Raw genomic sequence first — 14,820 nt, forward strand, 5'->3', positions numbered from 1 at the left:
GCACCTGCTTCTGCCTGTCCCACACGCTCATCCAATACCCCGATTCGCCGGTGTTGCGACGACCGGTTGAATACGGCTTGACTGCCCCTGTCGCTGTGGACCACGCAGCCGGCGACATCACGGCGCATCGCGACGGCGTTCTCGAGCGCCTGGACGGCCAAGCGGGACTTCATCCGCGAGTCGATGGAGTATCCGACGATGCGGCCGGAGTAGGCATCCTTGATCGCGCAGAGGTAGAGCTTGCCTTCGGCGGTCTTGTGCTCGGTGATGTCCGTCAACCACAGTTCGTTCGGCGCATCGGCGGCGAAGACGTGCCGGGTCCGGCCGTGCTCATCGACGACCGCGCAAAGGTCGTCGTGCACCGGAGGGCCGGGCCGGCGGTGCTTGCCGCGCTTGGGTTTCCCGAACGCGCTGAACCAGCCGTTGCTGGACGCGATCCGCCACGCGGTGCGATCCGACATCGTCTCACCGGCATCGCGGGCTTCGTCGGCGAGGAGCCTGTGCCCGAACTCCGGGTCATCACGATGCGCGTCGAACAACGCGTTCGCGCGATACGCCTCCACCACCTCGCTCGTGGTGACGGGGTCGGCCAGCCACCGGTAGTAGGGCTGGCGGGAGAGCTTGAGCACCCGGCACGTCACCGTCACAGGGATCCCTGCGGCGGCGAGCTCCGTCACGAGCGGGTAGAACATTTTCCCGGCAGGTTCGCCTGCGACAGATACGCCGCCGCGCGGCGGAGCACCTCGTTCTCCTGCTCAAGGAGCCGGTTCCGCTTCCGCAGCTCACGGATCTCGGCAGCCTCGGTCCGGGTCTGGCCGGGCTTCGCGCCCTCGTCGATGTCGGCGCGGCGCAGCCACTTCTGCAACGTCATCGGGTGGACTCCGAAGTCTTTCGCGATCTGCTCGATGGTCACGCCGGGCTCGCGGCTCCTCGCGACGCGCACAACATCTTCACGGAACTCGCTCGGGTAGGGCTTAGGCACAGCAACATCCTTCCAGGCCCACCGCTCGGGCAAGCCAGATCAGATGTCACCTATTCGTGCAGCAGTCCCGACTCTCGCGCATCGGGATACGACCGCAGATCACACGTAACACTGCGATGGTTGCCCTTGCCACCGACCTGCCCGCCGCAGTCGTCGCGGCCCAGTTCGGTCTCACTCCTCAAGCTGCGACGACCTGGGCCCAGCACTCACGCCGGGACAGCATCGAATACCTCGTCGCGCGAGACGCAGATGCAGGCGCCGGCAAACACCGTCAACCTGACGCGCACAACGCCGACGGGGAGACCAGCTCGAACTAGGGCTGTGCGGTTCCTGATCCTTCGCTTGCGCGAGCAGCGACTCCGCGAGCTGCTACTGAACGATGATTTTCTTATGGTCACGGGCTCGATCATCTCGAGGCATCATGGAATATCGAAAGATCACATACTGGATCTCAGAGCGAAGCTAGGAGGAATTGTGCAAGCTGTTGACGACGTCGTGATGTTCTTCCCCGATTGGGGCCACAGGTGGCCGCTATGGGGGAAAATCGCGTTGCGACCTGAACACCTCGATCTCGATGACGACCTCTCTCGACGCTTGGAAGCATGGGTTAAGGTCTGGCAAGAGGACCTCGACCCGATTTTTGAAGTTCGTTGGCCCGATCCGGAGCTCGGGAGCGCTTGGATCGAAGAAGGCACCCGGCTCTGCGCAGAGGTGCAGCAAGCAGTAGAGAAGCTGGGAATCACCGTGACACCCAGCTTCTCTATGTTTGCTCCTAATGCGAGCACGTCCTCCGGTTAGGGATTGCAGTCTGACGTATACGCAATGTCGCTGGGGTAGGCGGTAACCACTAAACGGTTGCTTACTGCAACGATTGAGTTCACGTACCAGGAAGCGTAGACCTCCTCGCCCACCCAGATATGAAAGATCGTCGAGAAACAAGCCTTACCGCCACCAATGTTCGCAGGGAACGGCATTGCGAAGTCGAGTGAGTCCTGAATGGCGTGATCCATGTAGTCATCCCACGGGATCCCCGGATTTGCACCCGCCGCGATTGCTGAAGAGCGAATCGTCTCCCACGAGTTGGGGTGGAACGAGGTACTGGACTGATGGCGACTGCGAATATGCTTGAATCCCGATGTGGTGTCCGTTCCGCACAGCAAGCTCACCGCCCCTGCGGTGATCCAGGGGTCGCCCGACGGGGTATCGAAGCGATAGATGCTGTAGTTCGTGATCGTGTGATCAGCGTTGCCCAGCACGTCACACTGGAGAGAGTCAATCGGATCGAACAAATACGGCGTGACCTGATCTTCGCCGGTCACCCCAACGACTAGGGCGTCGTCCTTCTGGGCTCCGATTGAAATTGGTAAGCCGGGTGCTGGCGTGCTCTCCCCTGAGCTTGCAACCGAGCTTTCACTCTCATCGGAATCCGTCGGCGCGGCATGCGCTGGAAATGTGGCGCCGAATACGAGAGCGAATACTCCAACAGCACACGCGGCCGATCGAACAAACCTGAGTTTCATCCTTGATTCCATCTGCCAAGGACCGAGTGTCCAAGGTGAGCTCAAGGCTATCGAAGGAGCAGAGTCCAACGAGCACGGCACGTCGCGCTGTGCGCGTTCTCCAGGTGCTCCGCAAGTGTGCGGAAGCGCCCGCACAATAAGGTGAGAATCGATGAGCGATCCCCGCCCGAGTCGCTCATCCACGAGACAGCAGCCGGACGTAAAGTCGGCGAATATCGCACACCTCAATATCTCCGTTCCGCCAGTCGAACACGATGCCGAGCACGAAGGCGGCGACGATCGCGATGATGGTGGACAGGATCGTCAGCCAGAGGCCCTGCATGAGGGCGGGCCAGTACTTGACCGCGACGGAGATGATGCCGGTGGCCTGATCGGTGGCCTCGCCGCCGCTGAGGTAGCGCTCGGCGATGACGTCGTACTCGCCGGAGGCCTTGAGGTTCTCCAGGCCCGCGTCGAACATGTCGACGAGCTCGACGTTCATGCCCTTGTTGACGGCGAAGCCGTACTCGCCGCCGAGCTCGGGTTCGCCGACGAGGCGGAAGCCGGAGCCCTGCTGGATGCCGTAGGCGAGCACCGGGAAGTCCTCGAAGTAGCCGACGGCCTGCCCGGCCTTGACGGCATCCACCATGTCGGTGGTGTCCTGATAGGGCGTGACGCGGAAGCCGTACTCGTCCTTGTTCTCGTCGGCGAAGGTCTGGCCCTGCGTGCCGGTCTTGACCGCGACGGTCTTTCCGTCGAGGTCGTCGAGCGACTCGATGTCGCTGGATTCGAGCACACCCAACTGGATGCCGCTGGTGAAGTACGGGGCGCTGAAGTCGAAGGTCTTCTCGCGCTCCTCGGTGATCGACATGCCGGCCATGACGGCGTCGACCTGGTTGGCCTGCAGCGCCTGCACCGCGGCGTCGAATCCGAGCTGGCGGATCTCTCGACCTGGAAGCCCTGGTCCTCGGCGATGGCGCGCAGCAGGTCCATGTCGATGCCGACGAGCTCACCGTCGGAGTTCGTGAATTCGAACGGCGCGAAGGTCGTGTCGGTGCCGATCACGTAGGTCTCACCGGAGTCATCGGCGGCGAGCGCGGGGGCGGCTCCGCCCAGCAGCGCGGCGACCGCGACGAACGCGGTGATGGCCCACGCCCCGATCTTTCGGACGAAGGTGCGCGGGCGCACATTCGCGGGGGCGGGATGTGGAATCACGACGGATGCTCCTCGGATCTGCAACAGCGACCGTGTGGCCGCACCAATTCAGCCTTTCCTCCAACGCCGCGCATGGATCGATCTCATCCGTTGTGGAGCCCGGCGCGCAGCTCGGCGAATACCTCCGCCGCCGTGGTGCGGGTCGCGAGTTTCGATCCCTGTCCGAGCCACAGCGATTGCAGTTCGCCGAGGTTCTGAGCCCCGGCCTCGGCGCGGAAGCGTCCGGTGAGCCAGTTCTGCATGGGGAACGGGGCGATCGTGCCGCTCGCCTCGATCGCCCGGACCGTGCGGTTGCGGACGCCGCGGGCGAGGCGCCCGCTCATCGCGCGGGTGAGGACGGTGGCCTCCGCCGGGGTCGCGCGGATCGCCGCTCGGTGCGCATCGTTCGCGGCCGATTCCTCGGTCGCGAGGAACGCGGTGCCCACGAGCACGCCGTCTGCGCCGAGCGCCCGCGCCGCGGCGACGCCACGGCGGTCGGAGATCGCACCGGCGGCGACGACGGGGATCGATACGGCATCCACCACCTGCGGCACGAGCGCGAACAGACCCACCATCGACTCGGCCGCGGGCTTCAGGAAGGACACCCGGTGCCCGGCCGACTCCGCGCCCGTCACGATCACGACGTCGACACCGCCCTCCTCCAGTGCGACGGCCTCGGCGACCGTGGTGGCTGCGCCGGTCACCCGGATTCCGCGGCGGTGCGCCTCGTCGACGATCTCGGCCGACGGCACTCCGAACACGACGCTGAGCGCAGCGGGAGCCGCCTCCCAGATCGCATCGAGCTGCTCGTCGAGCGACGGCAGGTAGCGCTCGGGCCTCTGCGGCACCGGCACCCCGACCGCCTCGTAGAACGGCTCGAGCGCCTGCGCGAAGACCATGTGCTGCGGACCCGGCTCGACCTCGTCGCCGGTGGGCAGCCAGATGTTGAGCGCGAACGGCTTATCGGTCGCCGCACGCAGCGCCGCGGCGGTCTCACGGATGCGCTCGCCGTCGTAGCCGTACAGGCCATAGGCGCCGAGGCCGCCGGCATCGCTGACCGCCGCGGTCAGCGCGACGGACGACAGCCCGCCGAATGCGCCGAGCAGGATCGGATGACGGATGCCAAGGAGGTCGCACAGGTCGCTCATGCCACGAGGCTACGCCCCATTTCGAGGCGGTAGTCTGGGTGGCATGACGATCTCGGCCGCGATGGAACAGCTCATGCAGCTGCTCGCGACCGTGCTCGGGTTCGCCGCGCTGCCCGATCTCTCTGCCACGCAGCTCGCCGCCCTCGCCCTGACCGCCGCGCTTTTCGCCGTCTCGGTGCTGGCCGTCGCGGTCACGATCGGCATGGTGCGGACCGGACAGGGGTCGTCGCCTCATCCGCTCCGCGCGATCGGCCGTTCCGTGCTGCTGTCGCAGAGCGATCCGGATGCCGCGGGGCATCCGCGTCCGCGAGCTCCGGGAGCCGCGCCCGCCGTGTGACCGTCCGTTCGGGCGGGAGCACGGCACTGCGCCGACCCTCCCGAATCCTCGAACGGACACCTCACAGTGGACATCTATTCCTTCGGCCCCATCGCGGCCGTGCTCGACGCCGCCTATTCCGCCCTGACCACCCTCGCGGACGCCCTCGAACCGATCGTCGGCGACGCCGGCACAGCGGCCGCCATCGTCCTCGTCACCCTCCTCATCCGCGCACTCCTCATCCCTGTCGGCATCTCGCAGGCGAGGGCCGAGCAGACCCGCTCGCGTCTGGCACCGCGACTCGCGGAGATTCAGAAGCGCCATAAGAAGAACCCCGAACGCCTGCAGCGCGAGACCATGCAGCTGTACAAGGAGGAGAACACCTCCCCCTTCGCCGGCTGCCTGCCGGTGCTGCTGCAGGCCCCGGTCGTCGGCATCCTCTACTCGCTGTTCCTGCGCACGAAGATCGCCGGGCATCCGAACAATCTGCTCGCGCATGACCTGCTCGGCGCTGGTCTGGGCACGAGCCTCGTGCAGATGCTCACGACCGGCCCGTTCTCGCTGCCGACGCTCGCCGTCTCGATCGTGCTCATCACCGTGATGATCGCGGTCGCCGAGATCACGAAGCGGGTGTTCCGCCCGCAGCCGGTCGCCGATTCGCCGCTGTCGTCGCCCGGAGTGCTGCGCGCGATGAACACGCTGCATTACCTGACCGCGGTGTTCGCGGTGTTCGTGCCGCTGGCCGCCGCGCTCTATCTGACCGTGACGGCGGTGTGGACCCTCGTGCAGCGCATCGTGCTGCGCCGCCGGTACCCGCTCGTCACGGCGTCGCCGGCTCGCTGAGCGGCGGCGTCTCCTCCGGGCCGTCGTCCGGCCCGGAGACGGGGTCCGTTCTCCGCCGCGGGCGGACTCCGACGAGACTCACCCCGATGCTCGCCGCCATGACGAAGGCGATCGCCAGCAGCCGCAGGGGGCTGGCGAACTGGCCGAGCAGCAGCCAGCCGGCGACGGTGGCCGTGGCGGGTTCGAGGCTGAGCAGGATGCCGAAGACGCGCTGCGGAACCATCCGCAGCGCCGAGAATTCCAGCGTGTAGGGAATGAGCGAGCCGAGCAACGCGGTCGCCAGCGTGAGGACGATGAGCATCGGGTCCGTGGCCACGACGACGGCTGCCGGAACGCCGAAGGGCAGGAGCAGGACGGATGCGACGACGAAACCGACGGCGAGCGCGCCGCGTCCGGGGATCACGGCCCCGGCGTGCGCCGTGGCGCGGATGTAGAACGCCCAGAACGCCGCGGCGATGAGGGCGAAGCCGACGCCGACCGGGTCGAGGTCCTGCGCACCGACCATACCGTCGACGCCCAGCAGCACGATGCCGACGACGGCGAGCACGAGCCACCCGGTATCGGCGAGGCGACGGGTCAGCAGTGCCGACAGGACGAGCGGACCGAGGAACTCGATCGCGACGGCGGGTCCCAATGGGATGCGTACGATCGCGGCGTAGAACGAGCCGTTCATGCCGCCGAGCGCGACGCCGAACAGGATCGCCGCCTTCCACTGCGTGCGGTTCCAGCGGCGCACGGCGGGACGCACGACGAGGAGCATGACGATCGCCGCGACGCTCAGTCGCAGTGCCGTCACGCCCCATGCTCCGAGCACGGGGAAGATCTGCGCGGCGATCGCCGCCCCGAACGACAGCGAGATGCACGATCCGAGAACCAGTGCCGCGCCGAGCGTCGGACGGGAAGTCGCTGCGGGGGCCATCCCTCCAGTCTGCCCGCTCTCAGCGCGGGTTCACGGCGATGCGCAGCGGCGCGCCCGGAGCGGAGGCGGCGGCGAGCGCCGCGTCGACGTCGTCGAGCGCGTACTGCGCGCCGACGACCTCATCGAAGGGGTATCCCCTCCCCCTCCCGCCCAGGAATGCGGCGGCTCCCGCGAGGTCATGACCCGTGTAGTTATGAACGCCGCTGATCGTGAGCAGCCGGCGCACGACGCTCTCGGCATCCATTCCGACGGGCGCGGCCGGGAACACACTCCCGACGAGGATGACGTGCCCGGCGACATCGGCGGCGGCGAGCGCATCCGCGACCGCGTGCCCGGATGCCTCGATCACGATGTCCGCGGTGTCCACGGGTGCTGCCAGAGCGCTCGCCCCGAACCGTTCGGCGAAGGCCCGGCGCTCGGCCGACGGATCGACGACGGTGACGGCGGCCCCGGCATCCGCCGCGATCGCGACGGCCGAGAGGCCCACGAGTCCGGCGCCGAGGACGAGCACGCGGGCACCCTCGAGCTCATGCGTCCGGGATCCGCGCTGGATCGCCGCCCAGGCCGTCGCCGTCGCGCAGGAGGCGGGGGCGAGCGTCGCGGCCGGCAGCGCCTCGGGCACCCGCACGATCGTCGTTCCGGCGCGCAGGTGGGCGTGGGTGGCGAAGCCGCCCGTGAGCTCCCACCGCGGCTCGATGCGCTCGTGCCCGTACTTCGCGAGCGCCCGGCATTTCTGTCCGACCCCCGCCGCGCACCGGTCGCACGTGCCGCAGGAGACCGTCACCGACCAGACGACGCGGTCGCCGATGCGCAGCGTCTGCCCCTCGGCATCCTCGACGCCGCCCTCGCCGACCGCGATGATGCGGCCGACGCTCTCGTGACCGAGGACGAGGGGCGCGGGCGCCGTGCGGTGCCCGGAGACCGTGTGCACATCCGACCCGCACACGGTCGACAATTCGATCGCCACGAGCACGTCGTGACGCCCGAGGGCGACGCCGGGAACCGCGACGGTCTCGTGGTTCTGTCCGACGCCGAGCCAGACCTTCGCGGTCGCGGCGGGTCGGAGGGTGACGTCTTCGCGCTCGTCGTGCGGCAGGAGGACGCGCATCTCACGGCGCCCAGGACAGGACGCCGTCGGCGATCAGGCCGCGCTCGGCGAGAGCGAGCGGCATCGCGGTGACGTCATCGAGCACAGCATCAGCGCCCGCGGCGAGCAGGGCCTCTGCGCCATGCGCTCCGCTGAGCACCCCGGCGACGAAACCCGCACCGGAGCGGCGGCCGGAGAGCACATCGCTGCTCGTGTCGCCCGCGACGGCGACGGCCTGCACCGAGCTGGTGGCCGTGCGCAGCAGAGCCGTGAGGATCAGATCGGGTGCGGGGCGGCCGCGTCCGGCATCCGCGGGCGACAGCGCGACATCGACGAGGTCGCGCCAGCCGAGGGCATCCAGCAACGCGTCGCGCGTGGTCGGGGCGAAGCCCGTGGTCAGTGCGACGGTGATGCCCGCATCGCGCAGCGCGCGGATCGTATCGGCGGCACCCGGCACCTCGGCCGCGCCCTGCTCGGCGATGAGCTCGGCATAGGCGCCCTCGAACTGCGCGGTCGCGGCGGTCGCCGCCGCGATGTCCCCGCCGGCGAGGTGCGTGAAGACATCGACCTTGGACATCCCCATGGTGTCGCGCACGTACTGCAGCGCTTCATCCCACGGCATCCGATCGGCGACGCCGGTGCGCTCCGCGGCGCGCTGGAACGCCTGCTCGACGACCCCCTCATCGCGCACGGTCGTTCCGGCCATGTCGAAGACGACGAGTTCAATGGCGGTCATGGGGTTCCTCCCTGTGCGGGCTCGAGCGCCCGGTCGAATGCGGTCTGAAGCGTGTGCTCGGCGAGTCCGAGACCGCAGGTCATGCCGATGCCGGTGGTGGCGGCGATCACGTGCAATCCGGGCTCCGGCTCCTCGATGAGGACCTCGTCCGGGCCCGAGGCGTAGACGCCCTGCCAGCGCTCCAGAACCCGGAACCCGTCCGTCTCGAACAGGTGCTGCGCCTGGTCGAGGAAGGCGGAGAACGCCGCCTCCGGCTGGAAGGGCTCCGGCTGGATGCTGCGGGCGTGCGAGTCGCCGAGGATCAGCGAGCCGTCCGGCAGCTGCGTGTACATCTGGTTGAGATCCAGCGCCGCCAGATCCGGCCGCTCGGCGTGCAGCCTCTCGCGCAGCGCGTCGGTCTCGGGGAACTCCGCGAAGCGGCCGTAGCGCAGCAGCGACCAGCCCGTCAGAAGCGGCGCCTCCAACTCGCGCGGAAGATCGGCGCCGACGCGCATCATGTCGAGCGCGCACCGCACGATGCCCCGCTGCTCGGCGAGATCGGGAAGCAGTTGATCGAGGTCGTGATTCGCCGCGACGACGACGCGTCCGGCGTCGATCGTGCCGCGGGTCGTGCGCACGCCGCGACCGCTGACCGCGGTCGCCGCGGTGCGGAAGCGGAACTCGACACCCATATCGCTCAGGTGCCGGGCGATCGCCGACGCCGCCGTGCGCGGATTCACCTGCATATCGCTCGCCAGCAGCGCCCCGCCCACGATCGACCCGGCCCGCAGCGGTGCCCGCTGGCGCAGCGCCTCGACCGACAGCATCCGCATATCCGTCCCGGCCGAAGCGCGCTCGAGAACCGCGAGCTCGTCGGCGTGCTGCGCAGCGATCAGGGTTCCCGAGGGACGCAGCCAGAAACCGGCATCCGCGGCCAACCGCATCCAGATCTCGCGCGATGCATCGGCGAACCCGCGGGCGCGCCCCGTCTGCGCCCCGATGCACAGGTGGCCGAAGTTCCGGACCGTCGCACCCACCGGGGCATCCGTGCGATCCACGACGATGACGCGCAGGCCGCGGCGGACGCCGGCATAGGCCGCACCCAGCCCGACGATGCCGGATCCGACGACGACCAGATCGGCGGTATCCGCCGGTGCGGGGAGATAAGACACAGCGACCTTTCCTGTGGGGTGTTCGGCTCTCACTGTGACACCCCGGACCCCGGGATTCCGGCGGTTCCGGGAAGTGTTCGTCGCCCGTTCACCGACCTGTCAGAACAGATGAACAGTTGTTGAACCCGCTACAGCGCGAGCATCACGATGCCGCCGACGACGACCCCGGATGCCGCCAGGCGCCAGCCCGGTCGGTTCTCCTTGAGCACGAAAACGCCGAACAGGCTCACAAGCACCACGCTCACCTCGCGCAGCGGCGCGACCAGGGCGACGGGCGCCATCGTGATGGCCACGAGCACGAGGATGTACGACAGCGGCGAGAGGAACCCGAACATCACGACGCGCCGCCACTCGAGCCGGGCGAACCGCAGGGTCGCCGTCCAGCGCCCGCGCAGCATCGTCGAATAGATCAGCAGCTCCATGAACGCTGTGCCGACCATGAACGGCACGGGCGCCAGCGACCAGGAGCGCACGGCGTGCGCATCCCAGATCGTGTACGTCGCGATCGCGACGCCCGTGAGCAGGCCGAACACGATCGACGGGTCCATCCGGCCGGGCCGCTCGGTGCGCACGGGCTCGCGCCCCACGAGTCCGAGCGCCACCACGCCCGCGATGATCGCCGCGACGCCCGCCAGGGCTGCGGGTGAGAGGGACTCGCCCAGCAGCACGATGGCGGCGAGCACGGCGAGGAACGGCCCGCTGCCCCGCGCCGTCGCGTACACGGTCGAGAGCACACCCACTCGATAGCCGTGCTGCAGCACGAGCATGTAGACCACGTGCAGCACCCCCGACACTCCCGTGCCGATCGCGAAGCCGATCGCCTCGCCCTCCCCGAAGCCGCCCGTGAGCGGGATCGCGGCGCCCCAGATCACCGTTGCCGCCACCGCTCCGCACCACAGGAACGGGATGCCGGCGCGGCTGACGCCGTGCGCGATGATGTTCCACGCCGCGTGCACGACGGCGGCGGAGAATACGAGGACCAGGGCGAGAGGGGACATCGGAGCCTTCTGTGCATCGCGGGCGCGACGAACGGGCTCCTCCGGGCTTTTGTCCTGTCAGATGACGCCCCGCCTGCGGAGGCGGGACGTGGTGCCGCTCGGACCAGTCGGGTGCGAACCCCGGAACCCTAGGCACTGTCGCGGCACACCATAACAGCACCCGGTGAACCGATGGATACGATCGAGGCATGGCCGTTTCCGCTTCCGCTCGTTCCCACGCCGAGGATCTCGCCGACTTCGTCGCCGCCTCCCCCTCCAGCTACCACGCCGCCGAGGAGGTCGCGCGCCGACTCGAGGACGCCGGGTTCACCCGGCTGAACGAGGAGGACGCCTGGCCCGCGCAGCCCGGCGGGCGCTTCGTCGTCGTGCGCGACGGAGCCGCCATCGCCTGGGTCGTGCCCTCGGATGCCGCGCCCCACACCCCCGCGCAGATCTTCGGCGCGCACACCGACTCCCCCGGCTTCAAGCTCAAGCCCAAGCCCACCACCGGCTCCCGCGGCTGGCTGCAGGCCGGCGTCGAGGTCTACGGCGGCCCGCTGCTGAACAGTTGGCTCGATCGCGAACTGCGCCTGGCCGGACGCCTGGCGATGGCCGATGGCTCGGTCGTGCTCGCCGCAACCGGCGCCCTCCTGCGGCTGCCGCAGCTGGCCATCCACCTCGACCGCGGCGCGAACAACGGCCTCACGCTCGACAAGCAGCTGCAGACCCAGCCCGTCTGGGGCCTGGGCGATCCGTCCGGCGAAGACCTGCTCGGCGAGCTCGCGGCATCCGCCGGTGTGAACGCCGCCGATATCCGCGGCTTCGACGCCGTCGTCGCCGATTCGGCACGCGGCGCGATCTTCGGCAAGGATGACGCGTTCTTCGCTTCCGGCCGTCTCGACGACCTCGCCTCCGTGCACGCCGGTGTCGTCGCCCTCGCCGCGCTCGACGAGGTTCAGTCGATCGCCGTGCTCGCCGCCTTCGACCACGAGGAGCTCGGCTCCGCCTCGCGCTCCGGCGCCGCAGGCCCGTTCCTCGAGGACGTCCTCGCCCGTGTCTACGCCGGACTCGGCGCGGATGACTCCGAGCGGCGCCGCGCGTTCACGGCATCCTGGCACCTCTCCAGCGACGTCGGGCACTCGGTGCACCCGAACTACGCGCACAAGCACGACCCCGTCGTGCAGCCGCTGCTCGGCTCGGGACCCATCCTGAAGATCAACGCCAACCAGCGCTACGCGACCGACGCGGTGGGCGCGGCGGCCTGGGCCGGCTGGTGCGAGACGGCGGGCGTCGCCTCGCAGGAGTTCGTCTCGAACAACGATGTGCCCTGCGGGTCGACCATCGGTCCGATCACGGCCACGCGCCTCGGCATCCGCACGGTCGACGTCGGCATCCCGATCTTGTCGATGCACTCCGCCCGGGAGCTGGCCGGCGTCACCGACCTGCATGACCTCACCCGCGTCGCCGAGACCTTCTTCTCGGCCTGATGCGATGAGCACCTCGGACGGTCCCGGCGGCGCGATGCTGCAGCGTCGCGCCGCCGACCGCGCCGAGGGGCTCCCCGGCGCCGAGCTCACGCATCCGTTCGGCCTCGACTGGGACGTCTACAAGGTTCGCGGCAAGGTCTTCCTGCTGCTGCCGCTGGTGCACGGCGAGCCGATCGCGATCGTGAAGACCGCCCCGGCTGACGGTGACGCTCTGCGCCAGGAGTTCTCCGGAATCACGCCGGGCTACCACATGAACAAGAAGCACTGGATCTCGCTGCATCCCGACGGCTCATTGCCCGACGATCTCGTCGAGGAGCTCGTCACCGAGTCGTACCGCCTCGTCGTCGACACCCTGCCGCGGCGGATCCGCCCCGTCGATCCGAACACGTTCGGCATCCCGCCCATCGAGTAATAGTCAAATTGACCCAACTGGACAGCGCGCCCATCCGAATGCCAGGATGAGCGCATGTCAGAGAAGATCGCCACTGCCCCGGGGCTCATCGAGCGTGCCGGAATCGAGATCATCCCCGAGTCCGAGCGCACCGCGAAGCCCCGCGATCTGTTCTGGCCGTGGTTCGCCGCGAACGTCTCGGTATTCGGGATGTCTTACGGATCCTGGGTGCTGGGCTTCGGCATCTCGTTCTGGCAGGCGACGCTCGTGTCGATCATCGGCATCGTCGCGTCGTTCTTCCTGTGCGGGCTCATCGCGATCGCCGGCAAGCGGGGCTCGGCGCCGACCATGGTGCTCAGCCGCGCCGCGTTCGGCGTGCACGGGCAGAAAGCGCCCGGTATCGTCTCCTGGCTGACCTCGATCGGCTGGGAGACGTTCCTGGCGATCATGGCGGTGCTCGCCACCGCCACCGTCATCACCCAGCTCGGCGGTGACGGCGACTCCGTCGCACTGCGCGTCGCCGCGACCGTGATCGTCGCGGCGCTCATCGTCGCGGCATCCGTGCTCGGCTATCACGCCATCATGAAGATGCAGTCGGTGCTGACCTGGCTCACCGGCGCCGTGACGATCCTCTACGTGATCCTCACCGTCCCGCACATCGACTTCGCGGCCGTGCTCGCCCTGCCGAACGGATCGCTCGGACAGGTCATCGGCGCACTCGTGATGGTCATGACCGGGTTCGGGCTGGGCTGGATCAACATCGCCGCCGACTGGTCGCGCTACCAGAAGCGCACGGCATCCGACGGGGCGATCGTCGCCTGGAACACGATCGGCGGCGCGCTCGCGCCCATCGTGCTCGTCATCTTCGGCACGCTGCTCGCCGGCTCCGACGCCACACTGTTCGACCAGGTCTCCGCCGACCCGATCGGAGCGCTCGCGACACTGCTGCCGGTGTGGGTGCTCGTGCCGTTCCTGCTCACCGCCGTGCTCGCCCTCGTCTCCGGCGCGGTGCTCGGCATCTACTCGTCGGGCCTGACCCTCATCAGCCTCGGCATCCGCATCCCCCGACCCTCGGCGGCAGCGATCGACGGCGTGATCCTCACCCTCGGCACAATCTGGGTGGTCTTCTTCGCGGAGGACTTCCTCGGCCCGTTCCAGTCATTCCTCATCACCCTCGGCGTTCCGCTGGCATCCTGGGCCGGCATCCTCATCGCCGACATCCTGCGCCGCAAGAAGGTCTACGACGAGGACGCCCTGTTCGACCCGCGCGGTCGATACGGCGCATGGGACTGGACCTCCATCATCACGATGGTCGCAGCATCCGTCATCGGCTGGGGCCTGGTCGTCAACAACTTCGCCGCCGAGGCCGAATGGAACAACTGGCAGGGCTACCTGCTGTTCCTCATCGGCGGCCGCGAGGGCGACTGGGCGTACGCGAACCTCGGCGTCTTCTTCGCGCTGGTGCTGTCGCTCCTCGTCACCTGGTTCGCGCGCGCCGCGAAGATCCGGAGGCAGGAGGCGTGAGCATGCGCTGGCTCGTCGTCATCGATCCGCAGAACATCTTCGCCGCGGACGATTCGGAGTGGGGCTCGCCCTTCTTCGCCGATGCGATGCCGCGCATCCGAGAGCTCGCCGCCGCCTTCGACGGTCGCGTCGTCGTCACGCGCTGGCTGCCGACCGCCGACCGGTCGACATCGTGGGGCGACTACTTCACGGCGTGGCCGTTCGCCGATCGACCCGCGGACGATCCGCTGTTCGACCTGGCCCCGGAGGCGCGCTCGCTGTCGCCGCATCCGACACTCGATGCGCCCACGTTCGGCAAGTGGGGGCCGGAGCTCGCATCGCTCGTCGGGACGGATGCCGAGATCGTGCTCGCCGGCATCACGACCGACTGCTGCGTGCTCTCGACAGCGCTCGCCGCAGCGGATGCCGGCGCCCGGGTGACGATCGCGACGGACGCCTGTGCCGGGTCCTCCGCCGAGAACCACGCCGCGGCCCTCCACGTGCTCGGGCTCTACCCGCCGCAGATCACGCTGGCCACGACCGCCGAGATCGTGGCATCCGTTCTGCCAAACTGATCCCCGAGGGGG

General features: G+C 68.7%; 15 protein-coding genes and 2 pseudogenes. 7 read left to right on the forward strand and 10 right to left on the reverse strand.

The genetic code is table 11. The annotated features are described in order from the left end of the window. Positions 1–77 precede the first annotated feature (77 nt). Positions 78–982 (reverse strand): annotated as a pseudogene (locus ACWAUG_RS01580) (IS3 family transposase); the annotation flags it as partial. Positions 983–1,303: 321 nt separating this feature from the next. Between ACWAUG_RS01580 and ACWAUG_RS01585 the strand changes: the two are divergent. Further along, positions 1,304–1,780 (forward strand): hypothetical protein, encoded by a 477-nt coding sequence (locus ACWAUG_RS01585; protein ID WP_460800717.1) that lies wholly within the window; start codon positions 1,304–1,306, stop codon positions 1,778–1,780. On the opposite strand, the gene ACWAUG_RS01590 is transcribed toward ACWAUG_RS01585, so the two are convergent. The 4 genes and pseudogenes from ACWAUG_RS01590 to ACWAUG_RS01605 all read right to left on the reverse strand — a co-directional run bounded on the left by ACWAUG_RS01590 (position 1,777) and on the right by ACWAUG_RS01605 (position 4,823). Next, positions 1,777–2,301 carry a hypothetical protein gene (locus tag ACWAUG_RS01590; RefSeq protein ID WP_460800719.1) on the reverse strand — a complete coding sequence of 175 codons (525 nt, stop codon included), beginning with the start codon at positions 2,299–2,301 and terminating at the stop codon, positions 1,777–1,779. The genes ACWAUG_RS01585 and ACWAUG_RS01590 overlap by 4 nt on opposite strands. A 376-nt stretch (positions 2,302–2,677) precedes the next feature. Next, positions 2,678–3,397, reverse strand: a complete 720-nt coding sequence (locus ACWAUG_RS01595) for a transporter substrate-binding domain-containing protein (RefSeq protein ID WP_460800721.1) — start codon at positions 3,395–3,397, stop codon at positions 2,678–2,680. Positions 3,398–3,480: 83 nt separating this feature from the next. Then, positions 3,481–3,696: pseudogene (locus ACWAUG_RS01600) on the reverse strand (glutamine ABC transporter permease); the annotation flags it as partial. Between the two features lie 83 nt (positions 3,697–3,779). Continuing rightward, the gene (locus ACWAUG_RS01605) at positions 3,780–4,823 is read right to left on the reverse strand and encodes an NAD(P)H-dependent flavin oxidoreductase (protein ID WP_460800723.1); all 1,044 of its coding nucleotides are present in this window, start codon (positions 4,821–4,823) and stop codon (positions 3,780–3,782) included. A 43-nt stretch (positions 4,824–4,866) separates the two neighbouring features. On the opposite strand from ACWAUG_RS01605, the gene ACWAUG_RS01610 reads away from it, so the two are divergent. Both ACWAUG_RS01610 and ACWAUG_RS01615 read left to right on the forward strand, forming a co-directional pair. Beyond that, positions 4,867–5,160, forward strand: a complete 294-nt coding sequence (locus ACWAUG_RS01610; RefSeq protein WP_460800725.1) for a DUF6412 domain-containing protein — start codon at positions 4,867–4,869, stop codon at positions 5,158–5,160. A gap of 66 nt (positions 5,161–5,226) precedes the next feature. Then, complete coding sequence (locus ACWAUG_RS01615) at positions 5,227–5,982, forward strand: YidC/Oxa1 family membrane protein insertase (protein ID WP_460800726.1); 756 nt, start codon at positions 5,227–5,229, stop codon at positions 5,980–5,982. Here ACWAUG_RS01615 and ACWAUG_RS01620 read toward each other — a convergent pair. From ACWAUG_RS01620 to ACWAUG_RS01640, 5 genes are all read right to left on the reverse strand, one after another. After that, the gene (locus ACWAUG_RS01620; protein WP_460800728.1) at positions 5,960–6,901 is read right to left on the reverse strand and encodes an EamA family transporter; all 942 of its coding nucleotides are present in this window, start codon (positions 6,899–6,901) and stop codon (positions 5,960–5,962) included. The two genes, ACWAUG_RS01615 and ACWAUG_RS01620, sit on opposite strands and share 23 nt — an antisense overlap. Positions 6,902–6,920: 19 nt before the next feature. Continuing rightward, a complete protein-coding gene (locus ACWAUG_RS01625; RefSeq protein ID WP_460800730.1) occupies positions 6,921–8,009 on the reverse strand; it encodes an alcohol dehydrogenase catalytic domain-containing protein in 1,089 nt (362 codons plus the stop codon). 1 nt (position 8,010) lies between these two features. Next, the gene (locus tag ACWAUG_RS01630; RefSeq protein ID WP_460800731.1) at positions 8,011–8,724 is read right to left on the reverse strand and encodes a phosphonatase-like hydrolase; all 714 of its coding nucleotides are present in this window, start codon (positions 8,722–8,724) and stop codon (positions 8,011–8,013) included. After that, the gene (locus ACWAUG_RS01635; protein WP_460800733.1) at positions 8,721–9,875 is read right to left on the reverse strand and encodes a TIGR03364 family FAD-dependent oxidoreductase; all 1,155 of its coding nucleotides are present in this window, start codon (positions 9,873–9,875) and stop codon (positions 8,721–8,723) included. Before ACWAUG_RS01635 ends, ACWAUG_RS01630 begins: the two co-directional genes overlap by 4 nt. 128 nt (positions 9,876–10,003) lie before the next feature. Further along, positions 10,004–10,873 (reverse strand): EamA family transporter, encoded by an 870-nt coding sequence (locus ACWAUG_RS01640; protein WP_460800734.1) that lies wholly within the window; start codon positions 10,871–10,873, stop codon positions 10,004–10,006. Positions 10,874–11,061: 188 nt separating this feature from the next. Between ACWAUG_RS01640 and ACWAUG_RS01645 the strand changes: the two genes are divergently transcribed. The 4 genes from ACWAUG_RS01645 to ACWAUG_RS01660 are packed head-to-tail and all read left to right on the forward strand — an operon-like array spanning position 11,062 to position 14,808. Further along, positions 11,062–12,339 carry a M18 family aminopeptidase gene (locus ACWAUG_RS01645; RefSeq protein ID WP_460800736.1) on the forward strand — a complete coding sequence of 426 codons (1,278 nt, stop codon included), beginning with the start codon at positions 11,062–11,064 and terminating at the stop codon, positions 12,337–12,339. Between the two features lie 4 nt (positions 12,340–12,343). After that, positions 12,344–12,751: an MmcQ/YjbR family DNA-binding protein gene (locus ACWAUG_RS01650; protein WP_460800738.1), complete on the forward strand. Its 408-nt coding sequence runs from the start codon at positions 12,344–12,346 to the stop codon at positions 12,749–12,751. Positions 12,752–12,805: 54 nt separating this feature from the next. Continuing rightward, positions 12,806–14,254: a purine-cytosine permease family protein gene (locus tag ACWAUG_RS01655; RefSeq protein ID WP_460800740.1), complete on the forward strand. Its 1,449-nt coding sequence runs from the start codon at positions 12,806–12,808 to the stop codon at positions 14,252–14,254. Between the two features lie 2 nt (positions 14,255–14,256). Next, positions 14,257–14,808, forward strand: coding sequence for a cysteine hydrolase family protein (locus tag ACWAUG_RS01660; RefSeq protein ID WP_460801134.1), 552 nt, complete (start codon positions 14,257–14,259; stop codon positions 14,806–14,808). Positions 14,809–14,820: the final 12 nt, after the last annotated feature.

This window comes from Microbacterium sp. GXF6406, from assembly GCF_054798215.1.